The 21,781-nt window shown below is 45.0% G+C and carries 15 protein-coding genes and 1 pseudogene; 3 read left to right on the forward strand and 13 right to left on the reverse strand.

Annotated elements, in window-relative coordinates; translation table 11 throughout:
• Positions 1 to 132: 132 nt before the first annotated feature.
• The 7 genes and pseudogenes from ppiD to L3V30_RS05840 all read right to left on the reverse strand — a co-directional run bounded on the left by ppiD (position 133) and on the right by L3V30_RS05840 (position 9,015).
• On the reverse strand, positions 133 to 1,992 hold the full coding sequence (ppiD, locus tag L3V30_RS05810; protein ID WP_109168586.1) for a peptidylprolyl isomerase: 1,860 nt from the start codon (positions 1,990 to 1,992) through the stop codon (positions 133 to 135).
• A gap of 201 nt (positions 1,993 to 2,193) precedes the next feature.
• The gene (locus L3V30_RS05815) at positions 2,194 to 2,466 is read right to left on the reverse strand and encodes an HU family DNA-binding protein (RefSeq protein WP_005382341.1); all 273 of its coding nucleotides are present in this window, start codon (positions 2,464 to 2,466) and stop codon (positions 2,194 to 2,196) included.
• A 191-nt stretch (positions 2,467 to 2,657) separates the two neighbouring features.
• The gene (gene lon / locus L3V30_RS05820; protein WP_237308508.1) at positions 2,658 to 5,009 is read right to left on the reverse strand and encodes an endopeptidase La; all 2,352 of its coding nucleotides are present in this window, start codon (positions 5,007 to 5,009) and stop codon (positions 2,658 to 2,660) included.
• 129 nt (positions 5,010 to 5,138) lie between these two features.
• Entirely contained in the window at positions 5,139 to 6,419 is a 1,281-nt protein-coding gene (clpX, locus tag L3V30_RS05825) for an ATP-dependent protease ATP-binding subunit ClpX (RefSeq protein WP_005390528.1), read from the reverse strand.
• Positions 6,420 to 6,489: 70 nt separating this feature from the next.
• Positions 6,490 to 7,116, reverse strand: coding sequence for an ATP-dependent Clp endopeptidase proteolytic subunit ClpP (clpP, locus tag L3V30_RS05830; RefSeq protein WP_005382347.1), 627 nt, complete (start codon positions 7,114 to 7,116; stop codon positions 6,490 to 6,492).
• Positions 7,117 to 7,221: 105 nt separating this feature from the next.
• Positions 7,222 to 8,529, reverse strand: a complete 1,308-nt coding sequence (gene tig, locus L3V30_RS05835; protein ID WP_005390526.1) for a trigger factor — start codon at positions 8,527 to 8,529, stop codon at positions 7,222 to 7,224.
• Between the two features lie 273 nt (positions 8,530 to 8,802).
• Positions 8,803 to 9,015, reverse strand: a pseudogene (locus L3V30_RS05840) (hypothetical protein).
• Between the two features lie 40 nt (positions 9,016 to 9,055).
• Here L3V30_RS05840 and L3V30_RS05845 point away from each other — a divergent pair.
• The 3 genes from L3V30_RS05845 to L3V30_RS05855 all read left to right on the forward strand — a co-directional run bounded on the left by L3V30_RS05845 (position 9,056) and on the right by L3V30_RS05855 (position 12,464).
• On the forward strand, positions 9,056 to 10,861 hold the full coding sequence (locus L3V30_RS05845) for an ATP-binding protein (RefSeq protein WP_237308509.1): 1,806 nt from the start codon (positions 9,056 to 9,058) through the stop codon (positions 10,859 to 10,861).
• 4 nt (positions 10,862 to 10,865) lie between these two features.
• Complete coding sequence (locus L3V30_RS05850) at positions 10,866 to 12,203, forward strand: sigma-54 dependent transcriptional regulator (protein WP_005390512.1); 1,338 nt, start codon at positions 10,866 to 10,868, stop codon at positions 12,201 to 12,203.
• Positions 12,204 to 12,281: 78 nt separating this feature from the next.
• On the forward strand, positions 12,282 to 12,464 hold the full coding sequence (locus L3V30_RS05855; RefSeq protein WP_046874352.1) for a hypothetical protein: 183 nt from the start codon (positions 12,282 to 12,284) through the stop codon (positions 12,462 to 12,464).
• 42 nt (positions 12,465 to 12,506) lie between these two features.
• Here the strand turns inward: L3V30_RS05855 and L3V30_RS05860 are convergent, their stop codons facing one another.
• The 6 genes from L3V30_RS05860 to L3V30_RS05885 all read right to left on the reverse strand — a co-directional run bounded on the left by L3V30_RS05860 (position 12,507) and on the right by L3V30_RS05885 (position 21,444).
• Positions 12,507 to 13,868: a TRAP transporter large permease gene (locus tag L3V30_RS05860; protein WP_047009484.1), complete on the reverse strand. Its 1,362-nt coding sequence runs from the start codon at positions 13,866 to 13,868 to the stop codon at positions 12,507 to 12,509.
• A 3-nt stretch (positions 13,869 to 13,871) separates the two neighbouring features.
• Positions 13,872 to 14,546 (reverse strand): TRAP transporter small permease, encoded by a 675-nt coding sequence (locus L3V30_RS05865; RefSeq protein ID WP_054867871.1) that lies wholly within the window; start codon positions 14,544 to 14,546, stop codon positions 13,872 to 13,874.
• 70 nt (positions 14,547 to 14,616) lie between these two features.
• Complete coding sequence (locus L3V30_RS05870) at positions 14,617 to 15,615, reverse strand: TRAP transporter substrate-binding protein (protein ID WP_065645432.1); 999 nt, start codon at positions 15,613 to 15,615, stop codon at positions 14,617 to 14,619.
• A gap of 212 nt (positions 15,616 to 15,827) precedes the next feature.
• Positions 15,828 to 17,297, reverse strand: a complete 1,470-nt coding sequence (locus tag L3V30_RS05875) for a protein adenylyltransferase SelO (RefSeq protein WP_012842024.1) — start codon at positions 17,295 to 17,297, stop codon at positions 15,828 to 15,830.
• A 176-nt stretch (positions 17,298 to 17,473) separates the two neighbouring features.
• The gene (locus L3V30_RS05880) at positions 17,474 to 18,286 is read right to left on the reverse strand and encodes a hypothetical protein (protein WP_005390499.1); all 813 of its coding nucleotides are present in this window, start codon (positions 18,284 to 18,286) and stop codon (positions 17,474 to 17,476) included.
• Positions 18,287 to 18,459: 173 nt separating this feature from the next.
• Complete coding sequence (locus L3V30_RS05885) at positions 18,460 to 21,444, reverse strand: M6 family metalloprotease domain-containing protein (protein WP_237308510.1); 2,985 nt, start codon at positions 21,442 to 21,444, stop codon at positions 18,460 to 18,462.
• Positions 21,445 to 21,781: the final 337 nt, after the last annotated feature.

Raw genomic sequence — 21,781 nt, forward strand, 5'->3', positions numbered from 1 at the left:
AATGACTGGTATCACTTAAACGCGCACTAATTTAAGTAATGCTTATTGATGATTGAAGTTAATAAAGACAAAAATAAAACGGACCGCTTATGCGGTCCGTTTTAGTTAACATGCAAATTACACTAATTGTGCTTAGTTGCTCACAATAAAGTACTCAATGTCAGTGTTTGCGCGCAGTACAGCTAGCACAGATGATAGGTCTTGCTGAGAAGATGCTCGCTGCATTTGCATCGCAACTTGCTCTTCTAACTCACTATCTAGCTCAGCATTTACAGCATCAAGCTCGATGATAACAATGTTACCTTCAAGATCTTTAGACTGACCATATACTGGCTTACCATCGACTGGTTTTGCCATCGCGAATACCGTTGTTGCCAACGGAGAACGGCGATCTACTGTCTCTTGTTCACCAAATGCAAGGTTGTTTTCAGTAAGCACATCTGTCTTACCTTCTTTCAATGCAGCAACAACCTGTGTACCAAGTTCCATCGCATCTTGCTCACCCTTAACGCGAGATAGCTCTGCAATAACCTGATCTTTCACTTCTTCTAGTGGAAGAACCGTCTCATCACGTGCGTCTTCAACACGAACAACAATAATATGTTCAGGTGCAACTTCGATAGCTTCAGAGTTTAAGCCATCTTCTTTTACTTCTGGGCTAAGGATAGCTTGCATTACCGCAGGGTTACGAAGCACTTCAGGTGCGTCAACTTGAGAAATAAAGTCCGTTGTCTTCACTTCTTGGTTAACCGCTTGAGAAGCGTCATACAATGAGTCTGGGTATTCAAACGCTACGCGCTCAAGTTCGCTTTGTAGCTCGTAGAATTGATCAACCGCTTGTTGGTCAACCATTTCTTGTTTGATTTCAGCGGCTACTTCTTCAAATGGCTTCGCCACAGAGTCTTTTAGCTCTTCAAGCTTGATAATATGGTAACCAAAGTCCGACTTTACTAGACCCGACGTATCGCCTGGATTCTTCAACGCGAATGCCGCTTCTTCAAAAGCAGGGTCCATCACATCACGCTCTATCCAACCTAAGTCACCACCGTTTTCAGCGCTGCCAAAATCGTCAGATTTCTCTTGAGCAAGCGTCGCAAAATCTGCACCCGCATTTAGCTCATCTAGGATAGCCTGCGCTTTTGCTTCATCGTCCCCTTCTACAAGAATATGAGCGACACGACGCTGCTCTTCTGAAGAGTATTTGTTTAAGTGCTCTTCGTAGTACTTTTTCACCTCAGCATCAGAAACATTAACTTGTTCCTTTAGCGCTTCAGCAGACAGTTCGATATAAGCGACTTTAACCTGCTCTGGGCGAGTAAAGTTGTCAGGGTTTGCTTTGTAGTACTGTTGAATTTCTTCGTCAGTCAATTCAATGTTTTTCGCAAACTCTGCTAAGTCGATTTTAATCGTGCGAATATCACGAGTTTGAGTGAACAGCTTACCTTCTGCCTGTACTTCACCTGGCAGAATAAATTCACTGTTTTGTAGTGCATTCAGCAGTTGTTCACGAACCAATTCACGACGCATGTACTCAGCAAAAGAGTCTGGCGAAAAGCCTGCACGACGCAGAGAAGCTTGATAGATCTCTTGATCGAACTGACCATTAGATTGGAATTGAGGCATGTCTAGAATCATGCTACGAACTTGGGTGTCGCTGATTCGCAGACCTAAAGCTTCTGCTTGTTGGTCAAGCAACACGTCATTGATCATTCGATCTAAAACGGATTTGCGGAAAGATTCAACATATGCAGGGTCAGCCAGCATTTGAGAGAAGTAGTCACCCAACTGAGCTTGCATACGGTTACGCTCATTTTGGTATGCCATCTCGAACTCACCACGAGGAATCTCAGTGTTACCGACTTTCGCTGCAGAGTTGTTGTTACCACTAACGATGTAGCTACCTACACCTGCAAATACGAAAGACAGGATGATAAGCCCAAGGATAATTTTGACCGCGATGCTATTCACGCCTTCGCGTAGTCGATCCATCATAATTTAACTGCTCTCCACAATTGAAGCCTACTGCTTCTATCTAATAGAAATAATGGCGCAATAATATCAGAAAAAGAAATGCGCATCAGTATGATGCGCATAATTTAAGAAAGTTCGGCTCGAAGTTTGTAAATTTTTGTTCGAAACTTATTGTTTGAGCAAAAGTTAAGCAAATGGCCGGTTACAGAATTAACGTTGTGATTAGTTACAAGCGTCTTTCAGTGCTTTACCAGCTTTAAAAGCTGGTACTTTTGCTTCTGCGATTTGGATTTCTTCACCAGTTTTTGGGTTACGACCAGTACGTGCAGCACGAGTACGAACGCTGAATGTACCAAAGCCAACTAGAGCAACTTGATCACCAGACTGAAGAGTGCCGCTTACTGCTTCGATGAATGCATCTAGAGCACGACCCGCTGACGCTTTAGAAATGTCTGCATTTTCTGCGATTTGTTCTACTAACTGAGTTTTATTCACTGTAATTTCCCCTTTGTGTCATCTGTGATTATTTTTGTGATGACTTTCGTTCCATTGTTAAGAAAATATGCTCCATCCCTTATTCGTCAAGGGCTGGCAGCTATCGAAACTAACTTAGCGCCCAAAAAAAACGCTGACAAGCCTTTTTAGACTTATCAGCGTAAACTTTTACTTATTTTTGCTGCACATCACTATTTTTGAGACTCAAACTCAACGCCCGTCGGGTCTCGCTCTAGTGCGACTTTCAGTACTTCATCAATCCACTGTACAGGGATGACTTCCAGATCAGCGATAACATTATCAGGAATCTCTTCCAAATCACGCTCGTTGTCTTTTGGAATTAGCACAGTCTTAATGCCGCCACGGTGTGCCGCAAGTAACTTCTCTTTTAGGCCACCGATAGGTAGGACTTCACCACGCAGTGTGATTTCACCCGTCATCGCTACCTCTGCTTTCACAGGGTTACCTGTCAGAGCTGAAACCAAAGCAGTACACATTGCAGTACCCGCACTTGGGCCATCTTTTGGCGTCGCGCCTTCCGGTACGTGCACGTGAATATCTTTCTTCTCGTAGAAGTCAGTATTGATACCCAGTTTTTCTGCACGAGAGCGAACTACTGTCATTGCGGCTTGGATAGACTCTTGCATCACGTCACCAAGAGAGCCCGTTTGCGTCAGCTTACCTTTACCTGGCATGGATTGAGTTTCAATCGTTAGCAGATCACCACCCACTTCTGTCCAAGCTAGACCTGTCACTTGACCAATTCGGTTACTTTCATCCGCTTTACCGTAATCGAAACGTTGAACACCCAAGTACTCTTTTAGGTTGTCCATCGTTACCGTGACTGACTTGATGTCTTTATCCAGCAAGATGTTCTTCACGGCTTTACGGCAGATCTTAGAGATCTCACGTTCTAAGTTACGGACACCCGCTTCACGAGTGTAGTAACGGATAATGCCAATAATCGCAGAGTCTTCAATGATGATCTCATCTGGTTTTAGACCATTGCGCTTCACTTGCTTACCAACAAGGTGACGTTTTGCAATGTTCAGCTTCTCGTCTTCTGTGTAACCAGATAAACGAATAACTTCCATACGGTCTAGCAATGGACCTGGAATGTTCATCGAGTTCGAGGTTGCAACGAACATAACGTCAGAAAGGTCATAATCCACTTCTAAGTAGTGATCGTTGAACGAGTTATTCTGTTCAGGATCAAGTACTTCTAGTAGCGCTGATGCCGGATCGCCGCGCATATCTGAAGACATTTTGTCGATTTCGTCCAATAAGAACAATGGGTTCTTCACGCCAACTTTCGACATCTTCTGGATTAATTTACCTGGCAATGAGCCAATGTAAGTACGGCGGTGACCGCGAATTTCTGCTTCATCACGTACACCACCCAGCGCCATACGAACGTACTTCCGACCTGTAGCAGAAGCAATTGAACGACCAAGAGACGTTTTACCCACACCTGGAGGACCAACAAGACAAAGGATTGGACCTTTTAACTTATTGATTCGGTTTTGAACCGCCAAGTATTCAAGAATACGCTCTTTTACGCGCTCTAGACCGTAGTGGTCTTCATTAAGAATCTCTTCTGCTTTCGCTAAATTTTTCTTAACTTTTGAGCGTTTAGCCCAAGGCACGCTGACCATCCAATCGATGTAGCTACGAACCACTGTTGCTTCGGCAGACATTGGAGACATCATCTTAAGCTTTTGCAGCTCTTGCTCAGTCTTTTCACGTGCCTCTTGAGGCATTTTTGATTCGTCAATCTTCTTCTGCAGCGTTTCGAACTCGTCTGGTGCGTCTTCCATCTCACCAAGTTCTTTCTGAATCGCTTTCATTTGCTCATTCAGATAGTACTCACGCTGAGATTTTTCCATTTGCTTTTTAACGCGACCACGAATGCGTTTTTCAACTTGCAGCAAATCGATCTCTGATTCCATCTGGCCCATTAGGAATTCCAGACGCTCAGTAACATCAACAATTTCAAGTACTTGCTGCTTATCCACCAGCTTCAACGGCATATGAGCTGCAATGGTATCCGCTAAGCGAGCCGCTTCGTCGATACCGTTGAGTGAGGTGAGAACTTCTGGTGGAATCTTCTTGTTTAGCTTAATAAAGCCTTCAAACTGATTAATCGCACTGCGAACAATCACTTCTTGCTCACGCTCATCCAATTCTGGCGTAACAACAAATTCCGCTTCCGCTAGGAAGAAGTCACTCTCTTTAAAGTGATTGATTTTCGCACGTTGCTGGCCTTCAACCAGTACTTTTACTGTGCCATCCGGAAGCTTCAGTAGCTGGAGAATGGTGGCTACCGTACCAACTTCAAATAGGTCGTCAACCGTAGGCTCATCAGTATCAGCTTGCTTTTGTGCCACAAGAAGAACTTGTTTGTTGGTTTCCATCGCCGTTTCTAAACAGCTAATCGATTTCTCACGACCAACAAACAATGGAATAACCATGTGCGGGTAGACCACTACGTCACGTAGAGGTAGTACCGGGATCTCGATACGCTCGGAACGTTCCAAGTTCATATAATTCTCTCTTCCGCTTTCACGTTTACGTATTACTTATCGATTTATATGGGGGCTAATTGTTTGGATTCAATAAGAGAAATAAAAAAAGGAGGTAATTACTTACCTCCTTTTTCATTACGGCTGAATTTATTCTGCTCCAGCGGCCTGATTGTCTGAGTTGCTATAAATAAGCAATGGCTCTGACTCACCATTGATGACGGACTCATCAATCACGACCTTACTTACGTCTGTCGCAGATGGCAGTTCGTACATGGTTTCCAGTAATACGCCTTCAAGGATCGAGCGTAAACCACGAGCACCTGTCTTACGCTCCATTGCTTTCTTAGCGATAGCGCGCAGCGCATCTTCTCGGAACTCAAGTTCAGCGTTTTCAAGCTCAAACAATGCTGCGTATTGCTTGGTTAATGCGTTCTTCGGTTCACATAGGATCTGAATCAACGCTTCTTCATCAAGCTCAGTCAGTGTTGTTGTCACAGGAAGACGACCAATGAATTCTGGAATGAGTCCGTACTTCACTAAATCCTCAGGCTCAACCTGAGTAAATAGCTCACCCACGGTCTTCGATTCGTTTTTAGAACGAACTTCAGCACCGAAGCCAATACCTGTACCTGTTGCAACACGCTGCTCAATCACCTTATCTAGGCCAGCAAATGCACCACCACAGATGAACAGGATCTTCGACGTGTCCACTTGTAGGAATTCTTGCTGAGGGTGCTTACGACCACCTTGAGGTGGAACCGATGCAACCGTGCCTTCGATAAGTTTTAGTAGCGCCTGCTGAACACCTTCACCAGATACGTCACGCGTAATAGATGGGTTTTCAGCTTTGCGTGAAATTTTATCAATTTCATCAATGTAAACGATGCCGCGTTCAGCTTTAGCTACATCGTAATCACATTTTTGCAGAAGCTTTTGGATGATGTTTTCAACGTCTTCACCCACATAACCAGCCTCGGTTAGTGTGGTTGCGTCTGCCATTGTAAATGGCACATCCAAGAATCGAGCTAATGTCTCAGCAAGTAGTGTTTTACCGCTACCTGTTGGGCCAATTAGAAGGATGTTACTTTTACCAAGCTCCACACCTTCACTCGTTGTATCACCATTGCGTAAACGCTTGTAGTGGTTATATACCGCAACTGCGAGCACTTTTTTCGCGTAATCTTGCCCGATCACATAGTCATCAAGGTGTTCACGGATCTGTTTTGGCGTTGGTAACGCTTCAGATTCTTTCTTAGGGAGAACATCCTTGATTTCTTCGCGAATAATATCGTTACATAAGTCGACACACTCGTCGCAAATGTACACTGACGGACCTGCGATTAGCTTGCGAACTTCGTGCTGACTTTTGCCGCAGAAAGAACAGTACAGCAATTTACCGCTGCCACTTTCTTTGCTTTTATCTGTCATTCGCTAACCTCTTAGCCTTTACTCTTCATGAATGAGTGTATATCAATTTTTGCCAAAATGCGCTGGCTAATTACTCGCCGCGGTGGCTTAACACTGCATCCACGATACCGTATTCCACAGCCTGCTCTGATGACATGAAGTTATCACGATCAGTATCGCGCTCAATGACTTCAAGAGGTTGGCCAGTATGTTCTGCTAACAACTTGTTTAGCTTCTGCTTAATGGTCAGGATTTCCTGAGCATGGATTTGGATATCAGAAGCTTGACCCTGGAAACCACCCAATGGTTGGTGGATCATTACACGAGAGTTAGGCAGTACGTAGCGCTTACCTGGCGCACCACCTGCTAACAGGAAGGCACCCATTGAACATGCTTGACCCATACATACAGTGCTAACATTTGGCTTAATAAACTGCATGGTATCGTAGATAGACATACCAGCTGTTACGCTGCCGCCTGGCGAGTTGATGTATAGGAAAATATCTTTATCTGGATTTTCAGATTCTAGGAAAAGTAGCTGAGCCACGACAAGGTTTGCCATGTGGTCTTCCACTTGACCCGTTAAAAAAATCACGCGCTCTTTCAGCAGACGTGAGTAGATGTCGTAAGAGCGTTCGCCGCGGGAAGTTTGTTCAACCACCATTGGTACTAGCGCGTCCATAATTGGCGACATTGCATTTTTTTCTTGGTAGCTCATATTCTTATGTCCCTAAAATAAATGGCCCGGATGATGACTATCATACGGACCATTGTTAGCAGAATAGTTAACGTTAAGTCAACCTTCTACGCAAGATATTGCTTATTAAGCAGCAGGTTGTTGTTGGTTAAGTAGCTCGTTGAAGCCTACTTCTTTCTCAGAAACCTGTGCTTTAGCGATGATCGCGTCGATTGCTTGCTCTTCTAGAGCTACATTGCGCATGTTGTTCATCATTTCTTCGTTTTGCTCGTAGTAAGCAATAACTTCTGATGGATCTTCGTATGCAGTAGCCATTTCTTCAATTAGAGCTTTAACTTTCTCGTCGTCCGCTTTTAGCTCTTCAGACTTGATTACTTCACCTAGTAGAAGACCAACTACTACGCGACGTTTAGCTTGCTCTTCGAACAGCTCACGTGGAAGCTGAGCAGCAGCTTCTGGGTTACCACCGAAGCGTTGTGCAGCTTGTTGACGTAGAACTTGGATTTCTTGCTCGATAAGCGCTGATGGTACGTTGATGTCGTTTTGCTCAACTAGACCGTCAATCGCTTGCTCTTTGATGCGGTTCTTAACAGCTTGTTTAAGCTCGCGTTCCATGTTTTTACGAACTTCAGCTTTAAGTGCTTCAACACCGCCTTCAACAACACCGAACTTAGCAACGAACTCGTCGTTTAGTTCTGGTAGTTCACGAGCTTCAACTTTGTTCACTTTGATTGCGAACTTAGCTGCTTTACCTTTTAGGTTTTCAGCGTGGTAATCTTCTGGGAAAGTCACGTCGATGTCGAATTCCATACCTGCAGTTTTACCTGCGATACCGTCTTCGAAACCAGGAATCATGCGACCAGCACCCATTTCTAGAGGGAAGTTCTCAGCTTTACCGCCTTCGAACTCTTCACCGTCGATAGAACCAACGAAGTCAATGCTTACGCGTTTGCCATCTTCTGCTGCTTCTTCAACTTCAACCCAAGTTGCTTGTTGCTTACGTAGAGTATCGATCATCTCTTCTACGTCTGCGTCTTTAACTTCAGTTAGTGGTTTTTCAACAGTGATGTTTTCTAGGCCTTTAAGCTCAACTTCTGGGTAAACTTCAAAAGTTGCAGTGAAAACTAGGTCTGAACCTTCTTTGTTTTCTACAGGAGCGAAAGTTGGAGCGCCAGCTGGGTTGATTTTCTCTTTAACGATAGCTTCGATGAAGTGGCGTTGCATAACTTCACCAAGAACGTCTTGACGTACTGCTTTGCCGTACATCTTAGCAACCATTTTTAGAGGCACTTTACCCTTACGGAAACCATCGAAACGACGGTTTTTAGCGATGTTGCGTAGTTCAGCTGTTACAGCGTCTTCGATGTTTGCAGCTGGAACAGTAATGTTTAGACGGCGCTCTAGGCCCTCTAGCGTTTCAACAGTAACTTGCATTATATATAAACCTCTAAAGTGGCTCGGTTTTCCGAGCGTATGAGCGAAACTCAGCGGAGCTTACGCTTCATCCTTGTGTAGTGTTCTGTCCGAACACCTAATTTAAATCGAGTATCGATACTGTTTGTCAGTACCGGACTAATCAGTGATATCTTCGATAAAATTACCAAAGGTATCTCCTATTAGCCTCAGGACAGAATTTTTAGACGCGACATTCTAGCGATCTGTCGCAACCCTGTCGAGCCAATAGCCACTATGTGGACATTGTCTGCGCTAAATTCTCGAATGCTGACCCATTTTTTCTTCAAAAATGCGATTCAAACACCGTCTAAGTATCGTCAGCATATCTAGAATGGGGACAATAGCGACTTTTTCAAGAGAATCGACCGGTTTTTTTATCGAAAAGCCTAAAAAGAGATCTTGCTCTTGTTTTACTCCACAGAGTTGAAAACTAAATCCCTAATCCTCCCTACAAACTATTAACATTTTCTTACGTGACCAAAGGAAAGGTTTAAGGAGTGTAAGGATGTCGCAAAAAAACCGGATTCTGCTGACTTTTTTTGCCTTCTATTTCCTTTGCGCAATCATAGGTGGTCATTGGGTTTGGCAGACTAGTTATCAATCATTACTTGATAAACACCAGTCACAACTTGAGCAATTTTCTAGTCATATTAAAAACAAACTCGACAAATACGCCCATATCCCTAACCTTCTGGCCAAAGATGACCCTCTCCATCAAGCGTTACTGCATCCAAATAACAGTGCCCAACTGGAACTCACCAATCGGTATTTAGAATCCGTTAATGACGTGATTGAAGCGGCAGATACCTATTTAATCGATCAATGGGGTACGACGATCGCGGCCAGCAACTGGCGTAAAGAGCGATCTTTTCTTGGACGAAATTTTGCGTTCCGCCCTTATTTCAAACAAGCAATCGTTGGGGAACGAAGCCAATACTACGCGCTGGGTTCGACTTCGGGTAAGCGTGGCTACTACTATTCTTATCCGATCATATACGCGGGCGGCGTCCTTGGTGTGGTCGTGGTTAAGATGGACTTGAGTAAGATAGAAGACAACTGGCAGCAGCCAAATAGTGTGTTCGTCGCGAGCGATCCGCACGGGATTGTTTTCATGAGCAGCCGAAGTGATTGGCTACTCAAAAGCTTACAACCACTGACTGAGAATGAAAGAAAACAAGTTTGGGCAAGCCGACAATACCTTGATGAGCCAATTGAAACTCTAGGATTGGTGGGCAATGTGGAGGAAACGCATTCTGAGCTTAAACAAGGTTACCCATATAACAAAGGGACCTTGGTGGTCTCTTCGTTGCCCCTACCAGAGCTCAAGCTGACCATCCGTGTACTATCTCCTAAGCAGTCTATCGTCTGGCTCACAATGGGTTACATTTTTGTACTTACTCTTGCATTCACCGTGTTGTTTTTAATTGGCCAGCTCATCTATCACCGTCAACAACGCCACTTACAACTTGAGAGAATTCAGCAAGAGGCAAATCAAAAACTTGAATATCAAGTCATGGCTCGCACCGCAGAATTGCAAGCAGAAATCGCCCAGAGAATTGAAACGGAACAAACACTTCGCCTAACGCAAGACGAACTCGTTCAAGCTGCGAAACTAGCAGTATTGGGGCAAATGTCAGCCAGTATCAGTCATGAACTGAATAATCCACTTGCGGCCATTCGTAGCTTTGCTGAAAACGGCAAGCTGTTCCTCCAAAAAGAAAAATATGAGCGAGTGGAAGATAATCTAACTCGCATTTCAGCCCTCACTGATCGTATGGCAAACATCAGTCAGCAGCTTCGTTCTTTCGCTAAAAAAACCAGTGGAAACGAGCTGGCTCAATCTCGTTTGTTTCCAGTAATTGCCTCAGTCAAAGAGCTGATGAAACCCGCACTTAAATCTGCACGTGTCACGCTAGAAACGCAGGTACCAGAGCACGATGTTGAAGTTCAGATCAATATCATTCAACTTGAACAAGTGTTGGTTAATTTACTGACCAATGCGATAGAGGCTCTCAAAGAGAAACAAGACAAACAAGTACAGTTATCCATAGAGCAAGACGAACATGCCGGTTTGGTTTGGATTCATGTAGATGACAATGGTCCAGGGCTTGGAGATTTCTCACTTTCGGACTTATGTGAGCCTTTCCTAACTACCAAACAAAATGGGTTAGGTTTAGGACTCTCTATCTCGCAACAAATCTTAGCCAGTATGAACGGAAGATTATGTGCCCAAAATCGAGAACAAGGCGGAGCTCGATTTTCATTGTGTTTACCTATCGCTCCTAACAACACAGAACAATCAAAAGGATGAGATCATGTGTCAGGTGTTTTTTATTGATGATGAAGCCGATCTTAGACTGGCAATAGAACAAACGTTTGAATTGGCAGATATCGATGCCACATTCTTTCCAGACGCTGAATCTGCCTTACTCGCCATTAAGCAGGGAGCCGAGCCAGGAGTGGTGATTACCGATATTTGCTTACCCGGTATTTCAGGGATGGATTTACTGAATACCCTTGTGCGAAAAGACACCCATCTTCCCGTGATTATGATTACTGGTCATGGCGATATCTCAATGGCGGTTAATGCGTTACACCAAGGAGCGTATGATTTTATCGAAAAGCCATTCCCACCTGAGCACCTAGTTGAAACCGTCAAGCGCGCCATTGAGAAGCGCCAATTAACGGTTGAAAACGAGAAGTTACGCCTGTCTCTCAAGGCAAGTAAAACGCTCGGACCTCGTGTTATCGGAGAAACGTCTAGCATTCAAATGTTACGCGAAACCATTGCTCACATCGCCGATACTGATGCAGATATCTTATTGTTTGGCGAGACTGGTACAGGTAAAGAGTTAATCGCCCGCTCTTTGCATGAGCAAAGCTCTCGACGGAACCAAAACTTTGTCGCAGTAAATTGTGGTGCAGTACCAGAGAATTTGATTGAGAGCGAACTCTACGGGCATGAAAAAGGCGCATTTACTGGCGCAGAAAGCCGCCGTATCGGTAAATTTGAATTTGCTCAAGGCGGTACACTTTTCTTGGATGAAATCGAGTCAATGCCAATCCAAGCCCAAATCCGTTTACTGAGAGTACTGCAAGAGCGTGTGATTGAGCGTGTCGGCTCGAATGAACTCTTGCCCTTAGATATTCGAGTAATTGCCGCAACCAAAGTCGATTTGAAACGCGCTGCTGAAGAGGGAACCTTTCGCCAAGATCTTTACTATCGACTGAATGTGGTTACCTTAGATCTCCCGCCACTGCGTGAACGGAAAGAAGACATCCCTGCCCTCTTCCATCATTTCCTATTGGTAGCGGCTTCACGTTACGGTAAAAGCTCTCCTAGCTTGTCATCCCACGACCTCGCCCAACTGATGAACCATGACTGGCCAGGCAATGTTCGCGAGCTAAGAAATGCAGCAGAGCGTTTCGTGCTATTGGGTAAATTAATTCAGTTAGGAGAATCGACTCCGGTTGCCAAGCCTTCTTCAAGTCTTGCAGAACAAGTTGCAGAGTTCGAGAGAGCAGCCATTGAAGGTGCATTACTGGAAAATAACGGCAGCATTAAACAGACAATGGCGCAATTGAATGTGCCTCGAAAAACTCTGTATGACAAAATGCAACGCTATCAAATAGATAAAGAGCTCTATAAATAAAACGATTCTCAAGGATTGGTATTATATCCAACTTGAATCATAATTTTTAATAATTGATTCATCATGGTTGTTACGGATATGAACGAGAAAGTGAGAATACCGATCATTACAGATACCGTGATGGTAGACGGGCAATATCAAGAAGAGAGACGTTCAGGCGAGGAGCGGCGCAAGAATAAAAAGAAGTGGCGAAGCTACGAGCGGCGAGTCCACCCAGACCCTCGTAGGCCTAACTACAAACCCATAGACGAAGAGGTGTGAATCATCACACCTCTTTTGTTTTTCTTCAAATATCTGGTGCCATTACTTAGTAATGATTTCTGGCCCCATCAAGGTCGTTGGTAACCAAGTCGACACCCATGGCACGTACGTTACAATAATGAGGAATAGGAACATCACCGCCACCCATGGCAGTGCGGCTTTTACTACATTCATCATCGACATTTTGGCGACACCTGCAGTAACAAACAAGTTAAGCCCAACAGGTGGTGTTATCATACCTATCTCCATATTCACCACCATCATAATACCTAAGTGAATTGGGTCGATCCCCAGTGCTATCGCAATTGGGAACACCAGTGGTGCAACAATGATCAATAAGCCTGATGGCTCCATAAATTGACCACCAATCAACAGCAATACGTTCACCACAATCAAGAAGGTGATTGGTCCTAAACCAGCTGACATCATTGACTCTGTGATCATTTGCGGGATGCGCTCTTCCGTGAGAACGTGCTTCAAAATTAACGCATTGGCAATAATGAAAAGCAGCATGATGGTGAGTTTACCCGCTTCATACAGCGTGTGTTTGGTGTCTTTATGAACAAAGGTTTGGAAGATTTTAACGAGCGCAGGTTTAGTGTTTTTCTTGTCTGCAAATGGCCCCATGTCTTTGTATACAAAGTTGGCAATAAAGAACGAGTACACAGCAGCAACTGCAGCGGCTTCTGTTGGGGTGAAAATACCGCCATAAATACCACCGAGAATGATCACCACCAGCAACAAGCCCCAGCTTGCATCCTTAGCTGCATCAAACGTCTCTTTCCAACCGACAAATGGTTGTTTTGGCAGGTTCTTAATACGGGCAGCAATATAGATCGCTATCATCAACATGACACCCGCTAGCAAACCGGGAATCACACCACCGAGAAACATGCGTCCAACTGACACATCGGTCGCGGCAGCGTAAACTACCATAACGATAGACGGCGGAATCAAAATCCCTAGCGTACCTGCGTTACAAATTACGCCGGCCGCAAACTCTTTTGAGTAACCGTTTTTGATCATACCTGCGATAACGATGCTACCTATGGCAACAACCGTTGCTGGAGATGAACCTGATAGCGCGGCAAACATCATACACGCGACAACCGAAGCCATCGCTAAACCACCACGGAACCAGCCTACAATCGCAATCGCGAAACGAATGATCCGTTTTGCTACACCACCTGTCGACATAAAGCTTGAAGCTAAAATGAAGAATGGAATTGCTAATAGAGTGTAGTGTCCAGCAAATGCATTAAACAACGTTTGAGCAACAGACGCCAAAGACGCATCCGAATGAATCAAAAGGAAAAGAATACTGGAAAGACCCAGAGAAACTGCGATTGGCACGCCGACGAGCATGAAACCAATCACCATCAAAAATAGAAACAAGATATCCATGGCTTATTGCTCCTTGCTCTTAGAATTGTCTGAGGCCTTTGGAGCCATAAGATCACCGGCATCACCCATCTCTTCTTGAAGCGCCTCTAGCTCTTCTTCCGCTTCATGCCCTGCAATCAGTCGGTCGAGCTTTCCGGTAGCAATTTGCCATGTTGCCTGAGCAAATCTCAGCGTTAGCAACGCCATACCAAGCGGCAAAGCGAAATAAGGAATAAAACGTGGCAGCTTTTCGTAACGCTCTCCCTCGTTTAACCAATCCGCCATAAACTGAAGCATTTCCGGCATTGGAATATCATCCGTTTCATACCACGCTCGGTCTGTGGCGAACGGATACCAGTAGTTCCAAGAGCCAATTAAAAGCAAAATAGAGAAGGCTAAACAGCATATTGCAGCGAATAACGCCAAGGCTTTTCGTTTGCCCTCTGGCACTATGTTGATAATCACATCAACACCAATATGAAAGTGTTTTTTCACACCGTAAGAAGCGCCGACCAACACCATCCATGCGAACATAAAGACGGTGAGCTCAAGCGCCCAAAGAATATTGTCGTTAAAGACATAACGAAAGATGACATTGGCAAAGGTTAACAAGGTCATGGCACCTAAGAAGAAAGCAATCAAAGTCTCTTCAATGGCATCGGTGATTCGTCCAGCCTTGGCAAAAAAAGTCTGTTCCATAATTACATCACGTCGTCTGTAGGGGAAAAGAGCCCCCTCTAATCGAGAGGGCTAAGCGTGCTAGGCGTTATTATTTTTGGTTAGAAGCCAAAGCGGCTTCAATTAGGTCAGAACCAATGTCTTTTTCAAACTTCTTCCATACTGGCTGAAGTGCAGTGACCCATTCTTGGCGCTGTTCTGGCGTTAACGTGCGAACCACACCACCAGCTTCGATGATGTTGTTTTTGTTCGCAAGGTTCACTTTGGTCGACTCAGCATTACGCTGCGCTGTCACCTCTTGGATGATTGTGTTTAGCTGCTCGCGCTGATCGTCTGGTAAGTTTTCCCAGAAGTCGTTTGACGTCACCACTAGGTAATCCAGAATCCCGTGGTTCGTTTCCGTAATGCCATCTTGAACTTCGAAGAACTTTTTGCCGTAGATGTTTGACCAAGTATTTTCTTGACCATCAATAACCTTAGTTTGCAGGCCACCGTACACTTCTTTGAATGACATTTTTTGCGGGTTTGCACCTAGCTGTTCAAACTGAGCAACGAGAACGTCAGAAGCTTGAACACGGAACTTAAGCCCTTCAGCATCGGCTGGAGAAATGAGCGGCTTGTTGGCTGACATTTGCTTCATGCCATTATGCCAAAACGCAATACCTTGTAGGCCACGTCGTTTCATTGAGTTTTTCAGCTTTTCACCGGCTTCAGAGTTTTGGAAGCGGTCAACAGCGTCGACATCGTCGAATAAGAAAGGCAGATCGAAAAGGCGGTACTTTTTGGTGAATTTCTCAAACTTAGAAAGAGAGGGGGCAGCGAGTTGAACATCACCATTTAGTAGTGCTTCCAACACCTTATCATCATCGTAAAGCGTTGAGTTCGGAAACACCTGCATACAGACTTTACCGTTCATCTCTTCGTTAACGCGTTTTTCAAGTAACGAAGCCGCAATACCTTTTGGGTGTTTGTCCGCGTTCGTTACATGGCTGAACTTGATGACCGTTTCACCTGGGTCACAATTCGCGGCAGCGTTAAAGCTCGTTACAGCAAGCGCAGAGACAGATAGTAGAGTTAGAGGCTTAAACATTATTATTCTCCTTGTTGAATCACATCCCATCCCGTCCATGAATAACTAGGTATTAGGCGATGGGTACGGATGTTCAACAAAGAGCAATTAATGGACCATATTAAAATTCATATGTATTTCAATAAATTAACAAAGCCCATTAACATGAACACAGAGTATAACGAGTGAATTCCACCCAAGAAAAAGATTCAAATGGGTGGGAAATGACCCATTTATGAAGAACAGCTTATCTCCATTTTCTTCCCCCATTCCGGTGGCAATTTCGCGTAATCATCAAACTCGGGTTGCTCATCAAATGGGCGCTTTAACAGTTCGGCCAATCGGTGTAATTCACTAAAGTCCCCTTCTTCCGCTTTATCAATGGCCAACTGAGCCAAGTAGTTACGCAAGATGTATTTGGGATTGGCTTGACGCATCTGTTCGCAACGCTGTTCGGCTGAAATCAGCTCCCCTAGTTCATCAACCTCTAGCTCACATCGAGCTAAGTACAGATCAAGCCAAGCTCGCGCAGCTTCTCGGTCGAGAAACAAGTCGATTACGGCTTGAGAAGAATCAGTATCAAGATTTGAAAGCGTTCTAAAGAAGCGAGTGTAATCCGTGTTATTTTGGTGAAGGAGCTCAAACATTGCTTCAAATAAACGTCCATCTTCCGCGATCTTGGTTTTTAAACCCAACTTCTCACGCATTAGGCGGCTGAACTGCTGACTCAACCGGACTTCAAATTGGCTCAACGACGCTTCTAAATCTTCTCGCTCAACGAGTGGCGATAGCGCATGCGCGAGTGCTGAGAGGTTCCAAAGCGCAATTCTTGGCTGTTGGTCAAATGCATAACGGCCTTGGTAGTCGGAATGATTACAAATATATCCCGGCTCATAATCATCAAGAAAACCAAACGGGCCGTAATCAAACGTTTGACCAAGGATCGACATATTGTCGGTGTTCATTACCCCATGAGCAAACCCATACGCTTGCCAATAAGCAATCATGTCCGCTGTTTTCTGAACAATTTCACCAAACATTGCAGCGTATGGCTTCTCTGCCGATGCACAATCAGCAAAGTGCCACTCGATCACTTTGTCCGCCAGCAACTTCTGCTCTGCCAATTGATTGGTATAGAAAAAATGCTCGAAATGGCCAAAACGCACGTGGGTCTCCGCCATACGAATCAACATTGCGCCGAATTCTGTTTTCTCGCGATAAACCGGCGTGTCACTGACCATCATGCCAAGAGCACGAGTCGTCGGGATCCCAAGCCCCACCATGGCTTCACTACATAAATACTCACGAATGGTTGAGCGCAACACCGCCCTGCCGTCCCCCATTCGCGAGTAGGGGGTTAGCCCCGCGCCTTTAAGGTGAATATCAAACCAAGTGCCATCTTGATGCTCAATTTCCGCCAACAGCAATCCACGTCCATCGCCCAAGTCTGGGTTGTAAACGCCAAACTGATGTCCTGCGTATTTCATCGCCAAAGGACGAAACGGTTCGAATTCGCTTTGCCCAGAAAAAACCGCCAATAGCTCATCGCTTTGCTCTGCTGGTAAACCAAACTGCTGCGCAAACTCACCATTCCAAGCGACCCAACGAGTATTATCCAAGGGTTGCGGCTCGACCAAAGTATAGAAAGCTGACGGTAATTGACTAAAGCGATGGGTGAAACTGACCCGTTGCCAAATGGACATGTGGGGTTCCTTAATAACAAGAAGTACTGCTGTCAGTATACGTGTGAACGTCACTGTCATTCAGCCATGAAATGGACATGGGTATTTTGCGTGAATAACGCGAAGGTGGTAGGAAGGTATTAACCCGCAGCATACCACCTCACAAACGGAAGTGGTATGTAAAAGCGATCAAATGATTAAGCGGAAAACTCTTCACCCGTTTTTGGTGGCTCTGATGGTGTATCAAAACGAGCGCGTTCAATGTCCACGACCGTTTTATAGCTCAACGATAACAAAGCCAACTGGTACGCACCGAAAATACCATAGGCAACACCCACAAGACTCAGCATGAAGAGGTTAGTAAAGTGACTAAAGATAAGCTGACTGAGCAATCCCGCGCCCAATGGAATTAAGCCCATCAAAATGAATACTTGTTTGTTGTATGGTCTGCTTTGGTTCCACGAACGACGCAAGCTGCGCGGCTGATGATCCATTGCGGTCGCTGGCAACACGAACGACCAGCGCGCCATCACCCAATAGCCCGGAATGCTTGCAACCGTTGTGATAAACGCCATGGCGACAAAATCGGGTTCACCACTTTCTGCAATATAGAGAAACGACAACACAAAGATTGGGATACCAATGACGAGCATCATCATCAACCCAAATAATATCCACCAGCCAATGAAACGGAATTCTCTGGCTGACAAGCGAAATACATCCAACGCTGAGTGCATGTAATCGCCAACCAAATAAATTCGGTGTACACGCACAGCCGCCATCGCGGCAACAAGTGGGTATAAAATGATTGTGACGAAATAAAATCCCGCGATGTTTCCTTCTTGAGCGTTCGCTTGATCTTGCCCCGTCATTTCAGGATACATAAACACAAAAATTGAGTGCACGATGATCAATGGAATACAAGCAATGACAATTGCGAGTAGGTTCCTTCTGACCATCACTGCTGCTTCTCGGCATATTGCCGAAACAGAAAAGTCCTCGGTTGACATACAACATCCTTAATTTATAAAAATCTGCCCATAGGGTAACCGCTGAATAGAAAAATCGCTTTAAAAATAATGAGAAACACATCTCATAAGATAATGAGAGACACTAGGAAGTAAAACAGGCACAAAATTAAGCCACTCAATCTGAGTGGCTTATACCGTAATTCGATATCGTTTTAGACGCGGCGTCGCCAGCCCAATGCAACAAGTAACATCAGAGCCCAATAAGAAACACTGCCGCTACCTTCAGAGTTCTTGAATGTCGTTGTTTTCAAGGAAGCGACAACCGTCACAGTCACTTCTCCCATTGCGGTAGCACCGTTGCCATCTGAAACCGTATATTGCAGCTTGATGTTATCAACCGCACTATCCGGAGCTTGAAAACGAATTTTGCCATTTTCTACACTCGCACTTCCCACGCCCGTTAGGTTCTGTACGCTTTCTACAACCAGTTTATCGCCATTCACATCCGAATCATTGCCAGCAGCATCAATCACAATGCTTTCACCAACGGCAACGGTCGCCGTATCTGCTAGCGTGACTGGCGCTGCGTTTTGCATGGTTAAATTGACGGTAGCACTGGAGGTTTCATTACTTGGATCAGTAACGGTTAGACGGAATGTCAGAACCTCACCCGCTTTTATACCTTGAGGCACTGTAAAGCTTGCCGTAGCACTGGTCGAATTTCCGATAGAAACTGAAGTACCAGCCAATTGCTCCCATCGGTAGTTCAACACATCGCCATCCGCATCTGTGCTGTTTGCCGCCGACAATGTTACTTTCTGTCCAGCCGTAATCTCCTGGCTATTCACATCGATGAGCGCTTTTGGTGCTTCATTACTACCAAGTACTTCGACCTGCACGCTCACAACCGAAGATGAATACACGCCATCCGTAGACAGCAAACGATATTGGAAACTGTCCAAACCAACGAAGTTAGCGTCAGGTTGGTATTGGTTGCCAGAAATGGTGCCGTGCTCAGGCTTCTGCACAATGTCCACATTGAACTGATACCCTATGGCTATGAAATCATTGTCCATCAAGTTCAGATCGATTGGCGTGTTCTTATCGGTTTGCAGTGAATCAGCTTTCGCTTCAACAATGTTGTTCGCCTCCACATTCAAGAGTGCTGCGAACGGAACATAAGAGAACCCGGCTTGCTCCAAACCAAACGTACCTATCTCATTGTAATTACCAGTCCACATTGCAGGCAGGGATGATTTTTCAGTTTTTAGTAAGCGGCCAAAGTCAAAGTTCGATTCAAATTCACCGCCTTCTAATTCCACTACTAACAGGTGCTGACCCGCACTTAATTGGCTCGGTTGAGGGAATAAAATTCGGGATGGCTTTTGGAAGCTACCTTGCTGTAAAAGTTCAGCATTGTTCTGATCCAATATTAATCGGTAGCCCACGTTACCTGAGAATGGGAACCGCCATACTCGATAAGTCATGTCACTTTGAGCGCTATTTCTTTGCGCGTAAAGTTGAAGACCATCAAGCTTTGTCTCAGCATTCAAATCCAATGATACCGCCAGGGTGTTACTGCCACTTGCGTACACATAACCTTGGTGAAGAGAGTTCAACCATGCCGATTTATTTGGCTCGTTTATATGCTCAAGAGAAAAACTGCCGCCGTTGGTATTGCTGGCAATGTTGGAAATACGAACCCCAGTATCAAACCCGGCGATCGCTCTCAGACCCGGGGTCGATGTATCTGAAATGACATTGCCACCATTAGGATACAAATCGCCGGCATCACTGCTTCCATCATGTTCTAACTCATTCAGACCATCGGCCTGCATGATTTGAACCTGCATCGCGCCAACATCGTTAAAGCGATTCTGGACATTAACCGACGTCGCTAGTATGCCTTCTGCCGCCAATGCTCGGTCGTAACCGCTAAAGGTACGGTTTTCCAAATAAACGCGTGGGCCAAACTCTTTCAAGTATGGGTCGAGATACACCAGTTTGACATCGTCGTTGTTCACGGAAATAGGCATCGGGCTTTCATGAGTGATCGTTGGTACTACGAAACCAGCGGCGTGTTTGCTCCACGCACTCATGTTCACTGGCGTGTCTCCTGCGTATGAGTCTCCCGGTTTCTGTGCCCATGAACCACCGCCCATTACGCCCCAAGAACCGATCGAGGCATCACTGTTCCTTGCGTACAAATCCGGCAAGCCAAGCATTAAGTGGCCAAGCTCATGTACGATTACGCCTAACGTCGCTTGATGATCAACTTGGTAGTCAGCAAACACACAATAATCGGCAATTTTTTTGCCATCTAGTGTCACATCGTCGTGAGAGAATTTATGAGGCCAAATAGAAGGACGATCAAGGAATCCGGTTGAACGGTCGCCACCAGCAAAAATAAACATCACTGACAACTCTGACGGTTCTACGGTACCATTTTGATTGCTGTCGTAAGCCGAAAGATTAAAGTACGGATCCAGTTTTTGATATGCTTCGGTGAAGACCGCATTCAACTTGGCAGTGCAAGTCTTGTCTGTTGAGCTAGAGTGGCAATTTGGGTGGCTTTGCGCCACGGTCACATTGATCACACCATCATTCGCGGTACCATAACTCTCAATCGCAGGGACAACTTTGAATTTCCCTTGAGAGTTTTTATCAAAATAATCGACAACGCTTTGACCATCGGTATTAAACACACGTTGTTCGAAGTCATGCACCATTGCTTGGTCATCAAAGGAGACTTGCACAACCAACAGTGGTTGTTGCTTCACCGATGAGCTACTCATCGCCTGATAACCTTGCGCCGAACGCAACAGATTTTGGCGCGCCATCGGTTCAATGGTTTTTAGAGAAGATAACTGCGGCTTAACTTGTAGATCCGGGCGAAACTTCGCCGATTCAGGCGCATCACTCGATTGAGTTTTAGCAACACCCGTCGAGCGCAACGTTGGGATGTCTGACTCGCGCTGAATCTGTGCAAAAAACCAAATGCCATCTTCATGAACCAAGGCATTACCTTGTTTATCTTCAAACCAGTGGAAATCGGCAGTGCCGCGTAAAATTGCCTCACTAGAGGTACCATCGCTCAACGCAATAGTATGCCAAACTGGTGATGGCGGAGTAGTTGCCATGCTCTTACCTGCAAGAAGCGCAGTTAGCATAGTCAAGGCGAGTGTGTTGAATTTCAAAGTACGGCTCCATCTTTTCGATTCGTTTAATACCAAGCACAGTCAGTACACAATAGCCCATAAACATAGAATGAGGTTGAGTGGCTAACGACTAAGGCTGGTATCAATTCGCTCAGATAACACAATATTATTTAGCATCACGTTACAAAAGCGTCGGATGCCCAAATACTTTTGTAAGTGTGGCTTCCGAGGGTATAAATTGAGTGAATGAATAGTATCGAAACAAAAGGAAGAAGAAATAAACTTCTGCGACTTTGTAGATAAAATTGGGCAACGTCCCACATATTTTATAAATGTACGAGCACTGCTATTAATCAGTGCTCGTTATGGTCGGTGG

It is taken from the genome of Vibrio sp. A1-1 (genome assembly GCF_021728175.1).
GTDB lineage: Bacteria > Pseudomonadota > Gammaproteobacteria > Enterobacterales > Vibrionaceae > Vibrio > Vibrio diabolicus.

Bases quoted from the DNA above. Each gene is read 5' to 3' on its own strand.
- clpX (WP_005390528.1), bottom strand. From the start codon at position 6,419: ATGACAGATAAAAGCAAAGAAAGTGGCAGCGGTAAATTGCTGTACTGT.
- L3V30_RS05860 (WP_047009484.1), bottom strand. From the start codon at position 13,868: ATGGATATCTTGTTTCTATTTTTGATGGTGATTGGTTTCATGCTCGTC.
- ppiD (WP_109168586.1), bottom strand. From the start codon at position 1,992: ATGATGGATCGACTACGCGAAGGCGTGAATAGCATCGCGGTCAAAATT.
- L3V30_RS05845 (WP_237308509.1), top strand. From the start codon at position 9,056: ATGTCGCAAAAAAACCGGATTCTGCTGACTTTTTTTGCCTTCTATTTC.
- L3V30_RS05880 (WP_005390499.1), bottom strand. From the start codon at position 18,286: ATGTCAACCGAGGACTTTTCTGTTTCGGCAATATGCCGAGAAGCAGCA.
- L3V30_RS05875 (WP_012842024.1), bottom strand. From the start codon at position 17,297: ATGTCCATTTGGCAACGGGTCAGTTTCACCCATCGCTTTAGTCAATTA.
- L3V30_RS05865 (WP_054867871.1), bottom strand. From the start codon at position 14,546: ATGGAACAGACTTTTTTTGCCAAGGCTGGACGAATCACCGATGCCATT.
- L3V30_RS05855 (WP_046874352.1), top strand. From the start codon at position 12,282: ATGAACGAGAAAGTGAGAATACCGATCATTACAGATACCGTGATGGTA.
- L3V30_RS05850 (WP_005390512.1), top strand. From the start codon at position 10,866: ATGTGTCAGGTGTTTTTTATTGATGATGAAGCCGATCTTAGACTGGCA.
- lon (WP_237308508.1), bottom strand. From the start codon at position 5,009: ATGAACTTGGAACGTTCCGAGCGTATCGAGATCCCGGTACTACCTCTA.
- clpP (WP_005382347.1), bottom strand. From the start codon at position 7,116: ATGAGCTACCAAGAAAAAAATGCAATGTCGCCAATTATGGACGCGCTA.
- L3V30_RS05870 (WP_065645432.1), bottom strand. From the start codon at position 15,615: ATGTTTAAGCCTCTAACTCTACTATCTGTCTCTGCGCTTGCTGTAACG.
- tig (WP_005390526.1), bottom strand. From the start codon at position 8,529: ATGCAAGTTACTGTTGAAACGCTAGAGGGCCTAGAGCGCCGTCTAAAC.